The 19,021-nt window shown below is 52.7% G+C and carries 15 protein-coding genes; 5 read left to right on the forward strand and 10 right to left on the reverse strand.

Annotated features, from left to right (window positions below; all coding sequences use genetic code 11):
- A complete protein-coding gene (locus tag H581_RS0110520; RefSeq protein WP_028609949.1) occupies nucleotides 1-1,548 on the forward strand; it encodes a CDP-glycerol glycerophosphotransferase family protein in 1,548 nt (515 codons plus the stop codon).
- A 302-nt stretch (nucleotides 1,549-1,850) separates the two neighbouring features.
- Here H581_RS0110520 and H581_RS0110525 read toward each other — a convergent pair whose 3' ends face one another.
- From H581_RS0110525 to H581_RS0110575, 10 genes are all read right to left on the reverse strand, one after another.
- Entirely contained in the window at nucleotides 1,851-2,882 is a 1,032-nt protein-coding gene (locus H581_RS0110525; RefSeq protein ID WP_169507490.1) for a YheC/YheD family endospore coat-associated protein, read from the reverse strand.
- Between the two features lie 167 nt (nucleotides 2,883-3,049).
- Nucleotides 3,050-3,238 carry a hypothetical protein gene (locus tag H581_RS0110530; RefSeq protein ID WP_028609951.1) on the reverse strand — a complete coding sequence of 63 codons (189 nt, stop codon included), beginning with the start codon at nucleotides 3,236-3,238 and terminating at the stop codon, nucleotides 3,050-3,052.
- A 187-nt stretch (nucleotides 3,239-3,425) separates the two neighbouring features.
- On the reverse strand, nucleotides 3,426-4,472 hold the full coding sequence (locus H581_RS33690) for a polysaccharide deacetylase family protein (RefSeq protein ID WP_211231459.1): 1,047 nt from the start codon (nucleotides 4,470-4,472) through the stop codon (nucleotides 3,426-3,428).
- Nucleotides 4,465-5,559 carry a hypothetical protein gene (locus H581_RS0110540; RefSeq protein ID WP_028609952.1) on the reverse strand — a complete coding sequence of 365 codons (1,095 nt, stop codon included), beginning with the start codon at nucleotides 5,557-5,559 and terminating at the stop codon, nucleotides 4,465-4,467. Before H581_RS0110540 ends, H581_RS33690 begins: the two co-directional genes overlap by 8 nt.
- Complete coding sequence (locus tag H581_RS0110545; RefSeq protein ID WP_028609953.1) at nucleotides 5,552-6,916, reverse strand: ANL family adenylate-forming protein; 1,365 nt, start codon at nucleotides 6,914-6,916, stop codon at nucleotides 5,552-5,554. Before H581_RS0110545 ends, H581_RS0110540 begins: the two co-directional genes overlap by 8 nt.
- Nucleotides 6,917-6,918: 2 nt before the next feature.
- Nucleotides 6,919-7,632, reverse strand: a complete 714-nt coding sequence (locus tag H581_RS0110550) for an SDR family NAD(P)-dependent oxidoreductase (RefSeq protein ID WP_028609954.1) — start codon at nucleotides 7,630-7,632, stop codon at nucleotides 6,919-6,921.
- Complete coding sequence (locus H581_RS0110555; RefSeq protein ID WP_028609955.1) at nucleotides 7,625-7,936, reverse strand: hypothetical protein; 312 nt, start codon at nucleotides 7,934-7,936, stop codon at nucleotides 7,625-7,627. Before H581_RS0110555 ends, H581_RS0110550 begins: the two co-directional genes overlap by 8 nt.
- Nucleotides 7,937-8,318: 382 nt before the next feature.
- A complete protein-coding gene (neuC, locus tag H581_RS0110565; protein ID WP_028609956.1) occupies nucleotides 8,319-9,470 on the reverse strand; it encodes a UDP-N-acetylglucosamine 2-epimerase in 1,152 nt (383 codons plus the stop codon).
- Between the two features lie 10 nt (nucleotides 9,471-9,480).
- The gene (gene neuB, locus H581_RS0110570) at nucleotides 9,481-10,518 is read right to left on the reverse strand and encodes an N-acetylneuraminate synthase (protein WP_051250657.1); all 1,038 of its coding nucleotides are present in this window, start codon (nucleotides 10,516-10,518) and stop codon (nucleotides 9,481-9,483) included.
- A 2-nt stretch (nucleotides 10,519-10,520) separates the two neighbouring features.
- Nucleotides 10,521-11,636, reverse strand: a complete 1,116-nt coding sequence (locus H581_RS0110575) for a DegT/DnrJ/EryC1/StrS family aminotransferase (RefSeq protein ID WP_028609958.1) — start codon at nucleotides 11,634-11,636, stop codon at nucleotides 10,521-10,523.
- A 269-nt stretch (nucleotides 11,637-11,905) separates the two neighbouring features.
- On the opposite strand from H581_RS0110575, the gene H581_RS0110580 reads away from it, so the two are divergent.
- The 4 genes from H581_RS0110580 (at nucleotide 11,906) to H581_RS0110595 (ending at nucleotide 19,009) form a co-directional block, all read left to right on the forward strand.
- Nucleotides 11,906-12,928 (forward strand): polysaccharide biosynthesis protein, encoded by a 1,023-nt coding sequence (locus H581_RS0110580; protein WP_028609959.1) that lies wholly within the window; start codon nucleotides 11,906-11,908, stop codon nucleotides 12,926-12,928.
- A gap of 8 nt (nucleotides 12,929-12,936) precedes the next feature.
- Entirely contained in the window at nucleotides 12,937-14,370 is a 1,434-nt protein-coding gene (locus H581_RS0110585; protein ID WP_028609960.1) for a CDP-glycerol glycerophosphotransferase family protein, read from the forward strand.
- The gene (locus H581_RS0110590) at nucleotides 14,367-15,074 is read left to right on the forward strand and encodes an acylneuraminate cytidylyltransferase family protein (protein WP_028609961.1); all 708 of its coding nucleotides are present in this window, start codon (nucleotides 14,367-14,369) and stop codon (nucleotides 15,072-15,074) included. Before H581_RS0110585 ends, H581_RS0110590 begins: the two co-directional genes overlap by 4 nt.
- Before the next feature lie 119 nt (nucleotides 15,075-15,193).
- Nucleotides 15,194-19,009 carry a glycosyltransferase family 39 protein gene (locus tag H581_RS0110595; RefSeq protein ID WP_028609962.1) on the forward strand — a complete coding sequence of 1,272 codons (3,816 nt, stop codon included), beginning with the start codon at nucleotides 15,194-15,196 and terminating at the stop codon, nucleotides 19,007-19,009.
- Nucleotides 19,010-19,021 lie beyond the last annotated feature (12 nt).

Consider the following 19,021-nt stretch of genomic DNA (forward strand, 5'->3'; position numbering starts at 1 on the left):
ATGTACGGTGAAGAGAAGTTAAATGCTCATAATACGCTGCGCTACGGCTTGACGAAGGAGTTTTTCGAACAGTTCAAATCGCTTCGTTATAAGGGGATAGAAATCCCCCTTACACTTATCAGGTCCTTCCATGTTTATATTAAAGATTATGTGATCGCGCAGAAGTCGAATACGGCGCTGGCGGCCCGGTACAGAGCGAAGCATAAGCTCGTTACGATGCGCAACGTGCAGACCGCTCTTGTTCGCAAACCCAAGATCGAACGAAATCTAGCGAAGATCAGCCATCGCACGACGACGATGATGCCCGCGAAGCTGGTCGACTTCGCTCTGGATAAGATGAAGTCACAGCCTGTTGTACTCGTTGTAGCCGATAAGAAGGACCTTGAGGCTCTAAAAGGGAAACGGCTGCCGCGCAGCTTTAAAAAGTTTGACTATCACCAAGCGATGAGATCGCAGAGGGTAGCTGCGAAGACCAATCAGAATGTAAAAAGAATCATTTATCAGCTAGTCAGGAAAAATACGGCTCATCCTATTTTCGGAACAAGCGCATTTTCGAAGTGGCTCTATACGCAATCGATCAAATCGATAAAAATAATTAACACCTTAGAGCACTTCATCCGCAAAAATCCGGTCGGAGTAATGATCGATCATGTGGAAATTGTAAATCCGGGCACGACACTGGCTTTATTAGCCAATAAATTCAATCTCCCGTATGTAAATATTCCGCAGCTGCTGATCGCAGACCGCTCGCTCATACCGACAAGAGCTTCCTATCACTTTGTATGGGGCAAGAATTATAAGGAATGGCTGCAAAGAAGAGGCATACACTCGTCGAAAATTAAAATGACCGGAAATCTAAGATTTCAATACGAGAAGCAATCGGCATCTCAACCGAAGGCGGCGTTCCTGGACCGGCACCGTATTCCATCCAGCCATAAGATTCTGGTCTATACGAGCCAACCCTTCGATGGATCGGTCAACGCAGAGATTATGCGATGGATAGACGGCGCGGCGAAGCCTGATTTGCCAGTGACGATCCTTATAAAGCCGCATCCCTATGATACTTTTGACTATTCGGGCTACACGGCCTCCAAGAACGTGAAGCTTCTATCCAAGGATGAAGATCTGTACGCAGCGCTCCGGGCGGCTGATGCGGTCATGACGATATCCTCCAATACCGCTATTGAGGGTGCGCAGCTGAACAAAGGGATAATCGTGCTGCAGCCGCAGATGCCCTACAATTACGACCATCATAACAATGATTTCAACGAGCATTTGGCGCAGGCGTCCGCGGGACTGGTCGCAAAAAACGAAAGGCAGCTAAGCAGTTATATTAGCAGATATGTTCGCAGCGAGAAGCTAAGAAGCTTATTAGTGGCAAGAGCCAAACAGTTCTTGAGCAAAACGCTTCAATTGACAAAAAAACCTTCGGATATGACGTATCGGGTTATTCGCAATCTGATTGCGCAGAAGAGACCCGTATCAAGGGCCGTCCGCGTCAAGCTTTCCCGAAAAAGAAGATTGCTCCTGAAGAGACGGAGAGGCTAGTTTTCAGTGGTAATAGGCGCAACACGCCTTGCAGCGTCAGCCGACTGCCTGCAAGGCGGCTTTTCTTCCAAAAGCGATTCCCGGACGGTATCGCTCCCGGCGAGTTTCATCTCGTTCGCTGAGAGCTAATTAGAGACTGAGCGAACCGGTACGCGCAAATTCAAACCTATTACTGGAAGAGACGCCGGATAAACGGCCGCTAAGGCCATTAATGTTGTTTGATAACAGGAAATAAAAAAACGTTAGGATGCGGGTCCGCTCGCTGCGGATCCGGCATTCCTAACGCTATGCTTCGCTCGGGCTTAATTGCGGGCATCGAGCAAATATTTGGCGTAAGCCATCGGATTCTCATAGGTGGCTGTCCATTCTCTCAGCATGCCGGCATCCCGGAAGCTGTACCGTTGATCCTTGCCGTTGCATTCTATGAACATCGGGAAACCGTCTGCCGTTATTGCTATATCAAGTCCCAAGTCCGCCAGATGAGGCAGCTTCTTCGACAAATAGGATGCGATATTCAGAGAGAGCCTGTTAATATTAGCAACGACCTCTTGATAGGATAGGTGAGGATAATCATTGTAGAGAATGGTATGAAGCTGTCTGGTTTTGCCGCCTTGAGCCACGTTCGTTACGAAGGCGTTCTCAGGAGCAACTTTCGCGACAATGCCTGTTATATTCCAGTTACCGTCACCGGCGCGTTGGACGGATACGCGTAAATCGAAGGGGCGTCCCTGATAGGTTGCGAGGGGCAAGCGCTTCTGAACGATATGAAAGGATCGCCGAATACGGCTGCGAAGCACGGAAGGAAGCCTCGTACCTTTCCATTCGACGGTGCGCCACTTCCGGTTATTTCTTGACAGCAGAGAGGGATAGGTTAGCTTCCAGCCTGCATTCGTACGGTCAATCTTCATAATCCCCCGGCCGATACTGCTGTTATTTGGCTTTATGATGAGCGAATCATATTTTTTCATCATCTGCATGACGGCACGAGGCGTCGCTTTCCGCGTCTCGGGCAAATGAGGCTGTAGATCCGTTTTTCCCATGAGCAATCGATGAATATACAGCTTGCCGTACCGGTTGCGGCGGTTGAATAGCTGGGAGTTACCCGGAAGCAATGCGGCAAGACGGCGATTCATTCGGTTGGTTGAAAGGATGATCCGGTTGTGAATGATCCGCGGCACGGCAACCGATTGCCTGCTAAAGTCATTGTTTCTGCAGATTATTGCCGTTACCGTCGACCGGTGTGAGCGCAAGTCGCTCAAGCGGAAGAAGCAGGGAGTGAAGCCGTATTTTTTCCCCGCTTCCACATAGAGACGCACCTCTTCGTAATCCCTCATGCCTGAGAGGATCTTTCCGTGCAACCTATTACTTACGAGTATGCCCACGAGGGGGGGATACATGGCGGAACCTCCTTGATTCAATTACGATAGTCTTACAAAGTAATCGCTATATAGTATATGAAGAAGATTGCAAGATGATATGGTTGGATTTCTCACTTTTTTGCTTAACTATCGTAAATTTTGCTATAGAGGCCCAAAGACTTGGCTTTTTCCTTTCCATTTCTGGTGAAGGGAAAGTAATGCCAGCCGTCGTCCGTATAACCAAAGGATTGCCAGTCACGGCACTTGTCCAGCTCGACGATGACGATCTTGGCGCGGCTGTACACAGCGGCCATACCTATTGGAATATTCATATATAGCACCCCCTTGACACTTCTATTATTGTTTATTTGTATTATATGTATCGGTTTGATAGATTGTATGGTTTGTCCCCTACCTCCTCCTGAAAATCTGCTATTGTCCATCCTTTAAGAGATAATGGACACGGCAAAAGAGAGGTATTTGCCTGCAAATACCCCTCCTGCATCTTGTATTTCCGGTTCATTCTGCCCTGAGCCTAATGGCGGATACCACTTTTAAGGCTGCTGGAGTCATGTACGAGTCAACCTCAACCGGAGGTAAAATAACGATCGGTTTGCCGGCGGGCTCTTCGCTTCGCACAGGCAGATCCACCGTATCGAGACGTTCAAGCTTAAAGGCGTTGTCCGTGCTAAGCGCAGCGATTCCGACCTTGGTCGTCAGTCCCATCACGCAGCCTCTTGACTTCAGCACTTCAATCAAGGATTCATTATAGCCGCCATACGGGTAGCACATGACCCAGCTGTTCGTGTCGCATCCCGTTTTGCGAAGAAATTCGACGGTCAGATCGATTTCGATCTCCTGATCGATATGGGTGAGCGTGTTAAGCCAGCTATGGCTGAAGCTGTGTCCGCCGATGTACATGCCGTTTCTGGCAAGGCACCCGATCTGGTCCATATCCATGTACAGCTCCCTGGAGAAGGCCGCTTCGTCGCTCGAGACGTAATGCTTGAATAATTGGTCGACAATGGCCGCCCGTGCGCCCGCCGGCAGCTCTCGTTGGAGCAGTCTTTTCACAAATATAATTTCCTTCGGATCAAACCGGTTCGCAATGGCCAGCTTGTTAAAATAGTACGCGTTGCTGTCAAGCTGAAAGAGATCCCGGTATTCATCCAGGGCGGCATAAACATTACGGATTAACAGATCCAAGTTGTCTGCGGCAGCTAGGATGAAGTGGATTTTGTTGACATCAAGCACTTTGTGCTGCATAACCACGCTGGCCGGCGGAAAGAAGCAGCCTTGAATGCCCCGATCGTTCAGAATAGGGAACACGTTCGTAAAATGATCGATATACGCATCATCGAACGTCAGCAGCGCGGCATTGTTGGGCAGCTCAGCCCCGTGGTAAACGGCATCGAGGCACTGCTGCATCGTGACGAACTTATAATGCTTTGCCATATAATCGAGCTGGGATTTGAATTCGCTCGTCAGCAGTCCCTTAATCCGGGGAAACCTTGTATAGGGCAGCTCTCTTACGTAATGATACATAATGATGGATACTTTACTCATCGCGCTCACCTTGGATCAAATTAGGCCGATCCTGATCAGAGTCGCCTTTGGTAATGAAATATGCTTGGTCACTATCCGCTTTGCAAGCAAAGTCGATTCGAACATTCCGCTGCTCGAACGGCTCGTAATAATTCGGAATAATGAGCCCGCTGTCCGGTTCGTTAACTCTGAACCCTGCTGCGGCCAGCGTCTCCTCTTGCAGCCCATAGACATAAAAATCAATATATTCGGCGTCGTAATGCTCGAGCAGCTGTTCGAAGCAGGCTCTGGCGCCTGCCAGCATGGACGGGTCGCCGTAATAATCCACGATGCGAAGCGCGTTCGCTCCGGCATGCCGCGCCTGCCTGAACGTAAACCAAGCGAGCTGATCCGGATTGGATTTGCTGTGAATGGTGTAGGTTTCATAATCGTAAACGGGATGCTCGTAGTATCGCTTGATCCAATAGTGCGGTGATTTTGAAGGGATCCGTTCATGCAGGGGCGGTATCGTATCGGCAAGCCTGGCGGTCAACTGGCGGAACTGACCGGAGCCGCGCCGAATGAATTGCTTATCGCCGCCGCTCTCTGCATCGGCATGCGGCTGCAGGGGAGCAGGGGAGCCTCCGACTAATTGAAACAAAGTTTTATTCGGGTGCAGGATATAGTATTGGCTTAAAACGCCGAGCCGGTATCCAAGCATTCTGTAGATGGAGCGGGCGACCGGGCTAATGCCTATAGCCGCAAGCGTGCGGGGTCTGAACCGCTCCAGCAGGCAGAACAGCAGCGTAAGACCGAGGCCCGGCGCAGCCGCGTCTTCGCGCACCTTCCAGATGGCCAGCCATATATCGCGGTACGGGGGCAGTGACGAATCGAATTGCGAGACCGGAATAAATCCGATCACCGCATGAATTTCATCAGACCCGCGATGGCGCGCGATCAGGAAATGATAGCCGTCTGCATCGTTGTTCAGATGCTGCCAGTCCATCAGCGGGCGGTGAACCGCCAGAGGATGATCCTCTTTCCAGTGCCGGTGCAGGAATTGCTCAAGCTCGGATAGTTCCGAGGGCTGACAAAGGCCGTAACGGTAGGCTTCGCTCCATTCACTCATGCTCAGCGATCCTCCTTATTTTTTTAAAGCGTTGACTATGCAGCTCTTCATAGGTGAAGGCGATTCTGACGGGAACCTTATAAGACTGAAGCCGTTCAGAGCAGTGCTTCTTCACCCGCTTGGCAAAGTCACGCTCATCCGGGGAAGCTTCCGCAGCTTCTGTCCTGCGAACTCGGGCGCATACCATTTGCCCGACGATCGGGCTGTCGACCCCGTAAACCGTAACCTCCGCGACTCCTTCAAGCTCAAGAATGACATTTTCAACTTCCGCCGGGTAAACTTTCTCTCCGCCGACGTTGATGATATCGGACGAGCGGCCCTTTATTCGCATATATTCCCCGTCGACCTCTACCAAATCGCCGGTAATAAACCATCCGTCATCGGTAAACGGGCTTGGAGCGTTCAAATAACCAAGCATGGCGGAGCGTGCTTTCACCTGCAGCACGCCATCGACGACCCGAAGCTCATATCCGTCGCCGCCGATGGACACCCACAAGGAATCGGACGACTTCGACTTCGAACGCAGCGTGCCGATCTCGGTCGTTCCGTACTTCTGCAGCAGCGCCGCATGCGGCATTAGCTCCGCAATCCGCTTCAATGTGCGCTCCGGCATCACCTCCGTACCATACGTAATATATTTGAGCGAGGACAGATCGTAGCGTGTGTATGCCTCGCTAAGCAGCAGCAGGTTCAGGAAGGTTGGCGACACGGGCAGAACCTCGATCCGATAAGCTTCAATGGCCAGGCAAATCGAGTCAGGCGACCGGTCGGACACGGTAATGATACAGCTTGCGTTCGATAATGAATAAAATAACGTATCGATGCCGCCGATGTGATCGAACAGAAGAAAAGCCAGCGTGCGCAAATTCCGGCGAGGTTTCTTATACTTCTCGAGCAGCAGATGCCAGTCATGGACGGCAGCTTTGCTGTTTCCTGTTGAACCGGACGAGAACAGCACAAGTCCGGGGTGCTCGGCTTGGCGAAGCTGCGCATACAACGGATGATCCGTTTGCCGCGGCAGCCAATCAATCACCGGCGGAACATCCCCGGTCAGCCGGATGCGGACTTCGCCCCGGGCAAGCTCGCCGTACTGCTGCTTCTTTCGTTCAGCGCCTGGCGACAACGGGACGATGATGCACCGGTGCTCGATTAGCGCAAGCAGCAGGGCGACGGCGTCCGGCGAGAAATCGGCCTCTACAATCGCGACGGTTCCGCGCGTTACTGCATGCTGACGAAGATAGCCCAGCCACGCTTGTATCCGATCATTTAACCAGCGGTAATCGTAAGAGCGGCCGTTCCACAGGACGGCCTCCCGGTCCTGATGCTGAACAAACCGTTCGACAAGGAATCCGATCACTCCTACACCCCTCCTAAATAAAGCACCTGTCCGGTTACAAAATCACTTTCAGGCTTCATTAGAAAATCGATAACGTTGGCGATGTCCTGAAATTCGCCGAAGCGCTTGATCGCCTGCCGGTTAAGAAGAGCCTCCATTTTGGCCTGCGGCACGGAACGGATAAGATCGGTTTTCACCGGCGTCGGACCGACGGCGTTGACCGTAATTCCGAACTCCGCGAGCTCGCGGGCGAGCACCTCCGTGAGGCTGGCAACGGCGGCCTTGGATGCGGCATATACGGCCTCCCCTTCCAGCTTGAGCGGAGCGGCGACGGTTGCGAAGTTAATGATGCGGCCGTAGCCGCGCTTTGACATCAGCTTTCCCGCCTCCCGGCAAAACAGAAACGTTCCGATGACGTTCGTATTCAAAATGTTCTGAACGGTCTTCATGGGCGTCAGCAGCACATGGTTCATGGAGGCGATGCCCGCATTGTTCACGAGAACGTCGATCCGGCCGTAATCCCGGGCAATTTCGGCGAACATCTGCTTTACCTTCGCCTCATCGGCAACATCGAGGCAGTAATGGCGGTATCCGGGCAATTCGGTATCCGCCGGTCCCCGGCTGCAGCCAATGACCTTGTAGCCTAAGCTTGCATAATACTCGGCTAAATAATAGCCGATGCCTTTACGGGTGCCCGTGATTAGAAGAACCTCATTAACATGGCCGGCTTTATTCATGATTGACCTGCTCTTGCAGCAGTCCGGCAATGTAATCGGACAGAATGCCGATCGTCCGGAACGGGCTGTTCCGCAGCGACATGGCTTTCTCATCGGCCAAAACGACGGCGGCGTGGAAACGGTCTTCAATCGCTTGTTCGACGGCGACGATGAAATGAACGAGGCCCAGCGAATCGAGCGCGCCGCCGTTTCCGAATAAGACCAGATCCGGCGCTGCCCGAAGCTGCCGGTCAGGCGGCAAATTTTCGTTCATCTCCTCAATGACTGAACCTATCGACTCCGCGATTTGAGATGTAAGCTCCATATCATCTTCCTTTCACAGTTCTACTTATTCTGCTCCCATACTATGTTTCTATCAGCGGGAGAGTGATACGACGATAGCCTGTTTCGACGTATGTACCGCGTACAGAATGCCGCGGACAATCATACTAGCGCGACAGGTGACGGGTAGGGCCTCGCGGCTTCGCAGATCAACCGGCGCAAATTAGGAAGCGGGCTTGTCCTGAAAGAAAATGCAGCGACGCGAAGAGTCCTATTCTACTAAATATGAGCTAGCACAAAAACAGCCGGCTGAGCAGCTTGAACGATGGGCCGCAAGAAGAACGCTTTTAAAAAAAGCGCTTCAATCGCGGCCACGGCTCAGCGCTCCGGCCAGCTGTTTTTTGCTTGGCTGTATGCAATTGCCGCTATGTGGAAGTAAAGCTTTTGGTCAACAGCTGCGGGTGATTGTACAGCCGCTTCAGCAGCTGTACGGCTCTCCGTTCGGGATAGTCGGTCAGGTCGTAAGGATTATCCGCGTTTGCGTTTCTGTCTGCATGAAGAGAGGCGGTCACGGCAGCCCGTATGCCGTCTTCGTCGTAATCAACGTGAGTGACGTTGGAGGCGTGAACACGGTCCTTCTGCCTTGCGCCGATATTGACGAAGGGAAGACGGAAGAACGGCGCTTCAATAATGCCGCTGCTGCTGTTGCCAACCAGCATATCGGCATGCGCAAGCAGAAACAGATAGTCGCGTGAAGGCACCGAGGCGTAGTACCGGCGAAGCGGGCTTTCCTCAACGAAACGCTGAAGCTTTTCCTTGAAGATCTCGCCTCCGGCATCGCTGTTCGGGCCGATGACGAGAATCCGGGCCGTCTGCAAGCTGCGAAGCGCCAGCAGGACCGGATCGATCTGCGCTTCAAACGATAACGATTCTTTCGAATCGGGGTGCATGGCTAAGATGACCTTGGGATGGGGCGTCCCCATCCGATAGCGCGCCGTCAGCTGCTTCGACTCCGTTTCGGCGAGCGCTCTTATGCCGAGAATCTCGGTTTTCCTCAGCGAGCCGATTGGCTGAACCCGCCAAGGCTGCTCGCCCCGGTCAACCAGCCATTGTCCGGCAGCCGCAGCGGATACAAAATGAAGATGGGCGAACGTCGATACGGCATGCCTTACGCTGTCATCGGCCGAGCCGCTGATTTCGCCGCCGTGAAAATGGACAATTCCGATATTCTGGTAGTGCGCCGCTATCGCCGCCGCAAGCATTTCGCCGCGGTCGCCCAGCAGCAGCACGAGATCCGGTTGATCAAACTGGAATATATCGCTGAAGTAAAGAATGCCCAGCCCGAGAGACTGAGACATGGCATAGGTAGAGTCTCCTTTAACTAATATAGAGGGCGTTCCCGCCAATGTAAGGCCGTCGCTACGAATCTCGTTGATCGTTTTGCCGTACTCGTCAAGCAGGTGCATGCCCGTCGCAATCAGCTTCAGCCGAATGTCGGCATCCTTCTCCAGCTCCAGCAGCAGGGGCCGGTAAATACCGTAGTCCGCCCTTGTGCCGGTAACGCAATGGATGTTCACAGGCGCCACCTCACAAGAGTCCCCGCCAAGTAAGAGGCTCGCCTTTCTTGAACGTCCGCTTCGTCGTTCTGCCGGCCAACTGCTTGTAATGCGCGGCGTCAATGTCGCTAAGCGGCCTCAGGAATTGCAGATCCGCCTCCTGTATGAGATGGCCCGCAGGCAAATCTTTTCCCGCATAGACGCCTCTGCGCACAAGCATGCGAGTCTGGCTCTCGATCCCGGCCAATCGCTTCTGCGGCAATCCGAGAGCCTGCTCGACATGCCTGATCCCCTCAATCATCCGTTTGAACGGCTGCGGCTCCATTGAAGCTTGATGATCCGGACCCGGCATCGTACGGTCCAATGTGAAGTGCTTCTCCAGTATTTTATAGCCGAGCGCGGCCGCGGCAATCGGAACCTCCATTCCGTTCGTATGGTCGGAATAACCGATAATGCTGCCGAAGGCCGGCTTGAGCGTTTCAATAACGCGAAGATTAATGCTGTCATATGGCGCGGGATAGGCGGAGGTGCAGTGCAGCAGCGCGACATGGGGCGCATGCTTCAGCGCGTCGAACGCGGCTTCAATTTCACCCAGCGTCGACATGCCGGATGAGAGGATGACCGGCTTGCGCAATGAGCCGACCGCTTCGAGCAATTGCAGGTTCGTGATGTCGCCGCTGCCGATTTTGAACGCCTCTACATTCATTTGACCCAGCCGATATGCGCTATTGATATCGAAAGGGGTGGCGAGAAAAGTAACGCCTGAGGCGTCGCAGAAGCTTTTCAGCTCGAGAAATTCGGCGTCGGTTAACTCCAGGCGGCGAAGCATCTCCTTTTGTGTCGAGCCCTCCGTTCCTGCCTTCTGATACTCTACCAGCGCCGCCTGCTCGGATACGAGTTCCTCGCTGCGGAACATTTGAAATTTCACCGCGTCGGCTCCGGCATCCCGGGCAGCCTCTACCATTTGTTTGGCCAACCCGATCGATCCGTTATGGTTGACGCCGATTTCCGCAATGACGTACATCGGGCTGCGCTCCGTAATCATACGGCTGCCGATATTCAATTCCATAGTCAACCCTCTCCCTTTAACGCTTCGCTTAAGCACGCCACGACATAAGCTTGTTCCTTGGCCGTAATATTCGAGTAGAAAGGAATTGCGATTGTCCGCTTAGAAATGCTCTCGCTTATAGGGAAATCGCCTTCCTTGAATCCGAATAGGCTCCGGTAGTAAGGAAACAGATGAATGGAGGGGAAGTAGGGCTTGCTTTGCACGCCAGACCGCTCCAGCCGTTCGATGACCAGGCTGCGGTCCGTTCCTTCCGGCAGCTTCACAATGAATACAAACCAGCTCATCTTCGAGTCGGGCAGGGGAGTTAACGTTTCAACAGGCAATCCCGCTTTCCGGATTAAGCGCACGTACCGGGCGGCGGCGCGCTCGCGCTTGCCGAGAATCGATGGCAGACGCTCCATCTGCGCCACACCTACGGCTGCCTGCAGATCGGACATCCGGTAGTTATAGCCTACCCGGTCATGCGTAAGCCATTCGCTGTCCGGATCTCGGCCTTGATTGCGCAGGCTGCAGGCCAAATGGTAGTAATGGAGGTTATCGGTGAGGAGAATGCCGCCTTCCCCGGTCGTAATTTGCTTATTTGGGTAAAAAGCAAATACGCCGATATCCCCCAGCGTGCCGGCGGGTCTGCCCTTCCATTCAGCACCGATCGCTTCGCATGCGTCTTCGATAACCAATAATTGATGCGCCTTCGCGATTCGCTGAATCTCGTCCATATCGCACGGGATTCCGAATACATGGACGACCAGAATCGCTTTGGTCTTCGGCGTAATCGCCGCTTCGATCCGGCTGGCATCGATATTGAACGTATTCGGATCGATATCGACAAAGACCGGCTTAACGCCTTCGTACAGCAGACAGTTCCCTGACGCCACAAAGCTGTACGGCGTCGTAATCACTTCATCGCCAGCCTGCAGGCCAAGCGCTTTAACGGCGACATGGAGGGCGCTTGTACCGCTGTTCATAGCTGCCGCATGCGAGGAGTGAAAGGTATTGCGGAAGCTCTGCTCAAAGCGGTGAAGCATATTCCCGAAGCTGAGCTGTCCCGAATTCAGCACCTGATGCACATATTTTTTTTCCAAAGCGGTAATATCCGGTTTAGATAATGGAACCTTCATTATACGATCGTTCCTTCCACTGGTTTAATAAAAAGCTGTCTACTACTAGTGTATTATGGTTGCCGGTCGTTGTTCCTCGAGGGAAGCCTATCTTCTCTACTAAAACAGAAAGATAGTTGATTTACTTATGACCGCGGCAATTCTCAAAACATAACATAGAGTATGAGACAACGACTCGGCAGCCGGCGGCATACACTCCTCGATTCACGAAAAGCCGGCATTGCGGCACGAGTTTCAAAGGAAGCAAAATATGACGGAGGAGGGAAGGAATGATGGTCATTTCATCCAGACCTGTATCCCGCTTTTTCAAAGACAAAAAAATACTAGTCACCGGAGGCACCGGATCTATCGGCGAGAGAATCGTATCTACTCTGCTAAGTTTCGAGCCGAAGCAGGTTATCGTATTTAGCCGGGACGATACGAAGCAATATTTAATGAGGCAAAAATACGCAAAGGAAAAAAGGCTTCAATTTATTCTGGGAGACATCCGCGATTACGAGTCGGTCTCGTATGCCGTGAAGGGGATGGATTACGTGTTTCATGCGGCTGCCTTGAAGCAGGTTCCCGTCTGCGAAGATAATCCGTTCGAAGCGGTGCTGACGAATAATTTCGGCAGCTATAACGTGATACGGGCCAGCATATGGCATAAGGTCAAGAAGGTTATCAATATTAGCACCGACAAAGCTATAGATCCCAGCAATACGATGGGAGCCACGAAGCTTCTGACGGAAAAGCTGTTTAAGCAGGCAAACGGGGCGGTGAATAACGAAGCGACCAAATTCTGCTCTGTCCGGTTCGGCAACGTCATCGGCTCGAGAGGCTCCGTGTTTCCCCTCTTTATGCAGCAAGCCTTATCAGGCAAGCCGCTCACCATTACGGACCCGAGCATGACGCGTTTTTTTATGTCGATCCAGGAGGCGGCGAATCTGACGATTAAGGCCGCAACGTACAGCGCGGGCGGCGAGACGTTTATATTGAAGATGGAATCGTTGAAGCTGGAGCACCTGGGCCAAGCCGTACAACAGTATTGCCGGCAATTCGGGCTTCCGGTGCCCGAAGTGGAAATCGTCGGCGTCCGTCCGGGCGAGAAGCAGCATGAAATGCTGCTCGGCCAAGAAGAGCTCGGGAATATGGTGGAAGACGACGAGCTGTACGTCGTACTGCCTGCGGGACGCAGCCAAGTGTTTCACCATTTCCGGCCATGCAAGGTTTCGGTGTACCGTTCGGATCAGAGTCAGCTGGTGCCGATTTCCCGGCTGGTCGAAATATTAATCCAGTATGGGGAGAAGTAGATGACGCGATGCATAACAAAACCTGGGTAATATGGCGGCATAGCTTGCGATTCCTGGCAGCCTTTCAATCGCTGCAATATGATAACGTACCGCTTGGCATACTGCTGTTGCGCGATTTTCAAAAGTACGCTTTGCATCATCCGCGTTCCTTCCGCAGCTCTAAATTTGCGAGGGAAGGCCCGATCCGCAACCTTCATGCGGCATGCAAGCCGTATTTGCCGCCGGCCAATCCGGATTTGAGCAAATCCGGCTACACGGCGGTCCGAGCCGAGCTATTCGGGGTTGCAAAGGGCTCGGGGGAAGAGAAGTTATTATTTGTTGCGCATCACCGGAGAGAGTACCGCTATATGGCAAAGCTGAAGGAGTGCAGGCCTCTCGTTTACCTGCATGGTCTGCCGCCGGCGAAACTGCCGCCGGCCCTTACTCATGCGACGATGCGAAAGCTGCGCGAATGTCTGGCTCATCGGTCCACGCCTGCGGTATTCCGTCAACGGGCTTTCCGGATATGGCTTGCGGCTCGCGTAAGACTGGCCATTCTCCACATCCGCAGGGTTCATACTTTATTCGACCGTTACCCGATTAAACAAACGATATACGGCTCCACGATCAATCATCACGGAGCGCTGATTACTTCATTTGCCCAATCCCGGCATGTACACACGGTTAATGTGCAGCACGGATTGTTTGGTCCGCTCGGGCATCTGCCGATTAATGCCGATCTGAATTTTGTATGGGGAAAATCGCATTCCGATTTTCTGAAGAGTTACGGGGCTCCGCCGGACAAAATCAAGATCAGCGGCCCTTGCTTCTACAGAAACCTGCAGACCAAACATTCGTCGGGAAGCAAATCGGCGTCTGCGCGGCTGCAGGTACTGGTTGCGTTACAGCCGCTCGGCAACCGTTTCAATAGAACGATGATCCGAAGGATCGAAAGGGCGGCAAGGCCGTACGGACGAAGCGTATTTGTCACCTATAAGCTGCACCCGGATCAGGGGAGCGCGAGTTTTTACAGAAGGCTGTTATCAGGCAGAAGATCAAAAATCGTAAGACACGGCACGATTCCGCTTAATAGGCTGATTAACCGGTCTGACATCGTGCTGACCCCTTATTCCTCTGTCGCATATGAATCACTTATTAACGGAAAACCGGTATTTTTTTATAGGAGGCCGCGCTTTGTGTACTATATTCGCAACGCGCCGATTTATTTCCATACGTCAACTCAGCTCAAGCGGCTGCTTGCGAAATATATCGGAAACACGAAGCGGCTTGCCGCCGCGCACGCAAAAATGGGAGTCATCGATTCGGCGTCATCCGGAACGGACGGCAGCCGCTTCATTTGGTCCACGCTGCGCCTGCTGCAATTAGGCGCGTCCGGCAACATTGAGGGAAACCGCAGTCCCGTCACGGGCTTCGGCGCGAAGGAGGGGGAGGTACCGGAATGAAGGACAGTCGCGAGTTGCTTGCTATTATCCCGGCTAGAGCCGGGTCGAAAGGAATCCCGGGCAAAAATATTCGCCCGCTCGGCGGCAAGCCGCTCATCGCGTGGACGATCGAAGCGGCTCGGCAATCATCGCTGATCGGCAGAGTGGTCCTCACGACGGACTGTGAAGAGATTAGCGAGATTGGCCGCATGTACGGAGCAGAGACTCCGTTCTTAAGGCCAAAGCATTTGTCAGAGGATACGACTCCGATGGCGGACGTTATCTTTCATGTTCTCGAATCTCTAAAGGAACAATCCGGCGAGCTGCCCGGGAGCTTCATCCTGCTGCAGCCGACGACGCCACTCCGGACGGTGAAGCATATTAATGAAGCGATCACGTTATTTGACAAGCAGGATTGCGATGCCGTCGTCAGCGTATGCGAGGTCATGGAGCATCCCTATTTGATGAAAACCATTAAGGACAATGAGCTTCATGATCTGATCGCGGACAGCGGGAGACACACCCGAAGGCAGGATTATCCGACGGTTTATAAGCTGAACGGCTGTATCTACGTTTACGACACGGAAATGTATCTGGCAAGAAAAGAGCTTCATATGCGCAAATACGTCCCCTATATTATGGAGGCCAAGGATTCGATAGACATCGACACGCCGTTTGATTTCGAAATGGCAAAGGCGTATTTAAAAGCAAGGGAACGAGGCTAAGGTCTTGTTTTCTTGCTTTTGTTAAATTCATTGACCCTGCCGGCATTTTCCTTTAGAGTGAAATTGTATTTTACTGTAAAGGCTTGAATAAATGCCGAGCTGAGGTGGGATCCGGAACAATGAATGTTTATCTTCGAATTGCTGCAGCTATCCTTCTCCTCGCCCTGCTGCTGCCGGCCGCTTCCGGCGAAGCGGCAACCAATCTGCTGAAAAATCCCGGTTTCGAAACGGTAACGAACGGCGCTCCGGACCATTGGGGACGGGACGCGTACTTGATGGAAGAACATATTACGGCCTATTCCGTGAGCAATAGCGAGGCGCATACGGGAACCTACTCGGCCGTACTTGATAATAAGGAAGCGAACCACTCGCGCTGGACGCAAACCGTCATCGTCAAGCCGAAGACGATGTATAAGTTTGCGGGATACGTAAAGACGGAGGGAGTGGCGCAAGGCGCCGCAGGCGCGCATTTCTTCGTAGACGGGATTGCCGTTACCTATCCCCAGGCGCAGGATACGAACGGGAAGTGGGAATATGTCCACTTCTACGCGAAAACCGGCAGCGAGCAGAAAAGCCTGACGTTCGGCGCCAGCCTTGGCGGATACGGAAGCATCAACTCGGGGAAAGCCTATTTCGATGACGTGAGCCTAGAGAAGGTATCGAAGGCTCCGGCGGGGGCCGAGGTGTTCAGCTTGTCCGCGACTGCCGCAAGCGACGCGTCCGAGCCGGCGGTCTCAGGCAGCACCGTGATGACGATGCTATTGCTGGCGGGCGTGTTCAGCCTTTTTTTTACGGCCGTTTATCATAAGCTGCTGAGGGGCGGAAGCCTTGCGGAGGCGAAGCGGAGCAGGCAGCCGGTTTGGCTGGCGTTTGCTTTCATCGGCGCGTTTGCGCTTAGGGTTGCTATTGCGGTATCCGGAACCGGCTATGCCAACGATATCGCCTTGTTCATGGCCTGGGCGGATCATGCGGCAGCGCAGGGGTTGTCCGGCTTCTACCATTCGGGCATGTTCGTCGATTACCCGCCGGGGTATATTTATATCTTATACCTATTAGGCATCTTAAAAGAGTTTCTCGCGCTTGATCCATCGTCCGAAGGGACGGTGCTCTTATTTAAAATGCCTGCCATGTTGGCCGACTTGGCCGCGGCAGCCTTGATCTACCGGCTGGCCCGCAGGAAAACGAGCTATCTCTTCTCGCTTGGGCTAACGCTGCTGTATTTGTTCAATCCGGCGGTCATCGCGGATTCGGCAGCATGGGGACAGGTCGATTCGATCTTCTCGCTGGCGCTTGTGCTGGCCGTCCATTCCATTGCGGAGAGCAGAATCGGCAGGGCATCCGTATGGTTTGCGCTGGCGGCATTAATTAAGCCACAGGCGTTTATTTTTATGCCCGTGCTGCTGCTCTGGTTCATTTATCGCCGGGCATGGAAGCAAATACCGGTCAGCGCATTTTACGGCTTCGGGACCTTCATTGTGCTGGCTCTGCCGTTCTTCTGGGGAAACGGCGGCTTATCCGCGCTGTACCGGCTGTACAGCGGAACGCTGTCCTCCTATCCTTATGCGACGTTAAACGCATTCAATATCTATGCGCTGAGCAACGCGAATTGGAAGCCGATTACGGATACCTGGCTATTATTTACGTTCCAAACGTGGGCAAGCCTCTTCGTATTGGCGGCTGTCGCTATCGCCGTATTTTTCGCATTGAAGAAGCGTGACGGCGAGACGCCCAATCGATCTTATTTGATTGCGATGGTGTTAATTTCGGTCGTGTTCGTCGGGGTCACGAAAATGCATGAGCGCTACTTGTTCCCTGTCATGCTGCTCGGCATGTTGGCGTTTATCCAATCGCTTGACCGCAGAATGCTTACGGTTTACTTCGGCTTCAGCGTCACCAGCTTCATCAATATTGCCTATGTGCTGGATTACAGTAAAGTGAGCACGAACGTGCCGTTTGACGGGATTGTGCTTCTGTGCTCTCTCGCTAATATCGGGCTGCTTCTATACTTGTTATATATTGGATATGATAGATACATAAAGGGTAGAGAGATAAGGGTTGAGCAGGTGGGGGAGAAAGAAAGGGCGCAGTCTGACAGCGCCGTGCTGATGCCATATGAAGCGGTGCATGCTTCGAGAATAAGCCAAGACGGCGGGCTCAGCAGACGTCTAAAGAAGCAGGATTGGCTGTGGATAGGCGCGGTTACTCTCGTCTACGCGATCGTCGCTCTCTATCATTTGGGCGATATGAGAGGACCCGGGACCGTATGGCAGCCCGCATCGGCCTCGCAAAGCTTTGTCGTCGACCTCGGCGAAACGAAGCAGCTTGATAAGATCAATAGCTTCGGCGGCGTCGGTACCGGCAAATACAAATATGAGTTCAGCTTGAACGGCACAGACTGGGACAACGTGATGGAGATCGACAGCAGCCATGTTGCCGTATTTGCCTGGAACAGCCAGCCCGCCGCTCTTCAGGCGCGGTATATCAAGCTTACGGCCGTACAATCCGGCTTTTCCATGCACGAGCTGGCGATTTACGGTCAGGGCAACAAAACGCCGCTTCCCATCGTCGATATCAATGACGAGCTGGCGAAGGATGCCGGAAGAGGAAGCGTACGGCTGCTATTCGATGAGCAGCAGCTGGCGCAATATGAAGCTACTTATATGAACGGCTCCTATTTTGATGAAATCTATCACGCACGCACCGCATACGAGCATTTGGAGCATATTACCGCATACGAGAATACGCATCCGCCGCTCGGCAAAATCATCATTGCGCTCGGAATTAAGCTGTTCGGCCTGAATCCGTTCGGCTGGCGGGTTGCGGGCACGCTGGTAGGGATTGCGATGCTGCCGCTTATGTACCTGTTCGGGAGAAGATTGTTTAACAGCAGTCTCTACGGCGGCTTAGCCGCTGTTCTCTTCGCTGCGGATTTTATGCATTTCACGCAGACGCGAATATCAACGATCGACGTGTACGGCGTATTTTTCATTATGCTGATGTTTTATTTCATGCACAAATACAGCTCCCTGAGCTTCTATAAGGTTAAGCTTGGCGCTACGCTGCTTCCGTTGTTCTGGGCAGGCTTGTTCTTCGGAATCGGCGTCGCTTCCAAGTGGATCGTCCTTTACGGCGGCGCAGGCCTGGCAGTCATGCTGGGCATCTCGTTATTTGACCGGTACAAGGAGTATGCCGCAGCGAAGCGGGTATTACATAGCGGAGGAACGCAGGCAAGGGCTTATATGAAGGGTACGCTGGAGCATATTGTCAGCGCGTTTCCGCGATATACCGTCATTACACTAGCGGTATGTGTCGTCTTCTATATCGTAATTCCGCTTATCATTTATGCGCTGTCTTACATTCCGGTGCTGACCGCCATGAAAGACGGCTATACGTTAAAGAGCTTAATCGATTATCAGAAGCATATGTTCAGCTATCACAGCAATCTGGTCTCGACGCATCCGTTCTCCTCCTCCTGGTGGGAGTGGCCGTTCATGAAGCGACCGGTATGGTATTACTCAGGCGACCATATGCCGGCGGGGTTCAAATCAACGATCGTCGCAATGGGCAATCCGGTCATTTGGTGGGCGGGCATATTCGCTATGCTGGCGACGATATGGCTCAGCATCAAACGAGCAGATAAGGCGGTGTATACGATATGGATCGCTTTCCTAGCGCAGTATGTGCCTTGGATGCTCGTCACGAGGCTTACCTTCCTGTATCACTATTTTGCAATGGTGCCTTTCATTATCTTAAGTCTGGTGTATATATTCAAGGTGCTGGAAGAAAAAAGCGCGAGCTTGAGACCTGTCCGTTACGTGACTGTAGCAGCGGCCGTCCTGCTGTTCATCCTGTTCTATCCGGCATTGTCCGGCATGACGGTTCCAAGCTGGTACGTGGAGCATCTGCTGCGCTGGTTCCCGAGCTGGTTATTCTAAAAATAAAGGGGA

The sequence above is a fragment of the Paenibacillus harenae DSM 16969 genome (assembly GCF_000422465.1).
Classification (GTDB): Bacteria; Bacillota; Bacilli; order Paenibacillales; family Paenibacillaceae; genus Pristimantibacillus; species Pristimantibacillus harenae.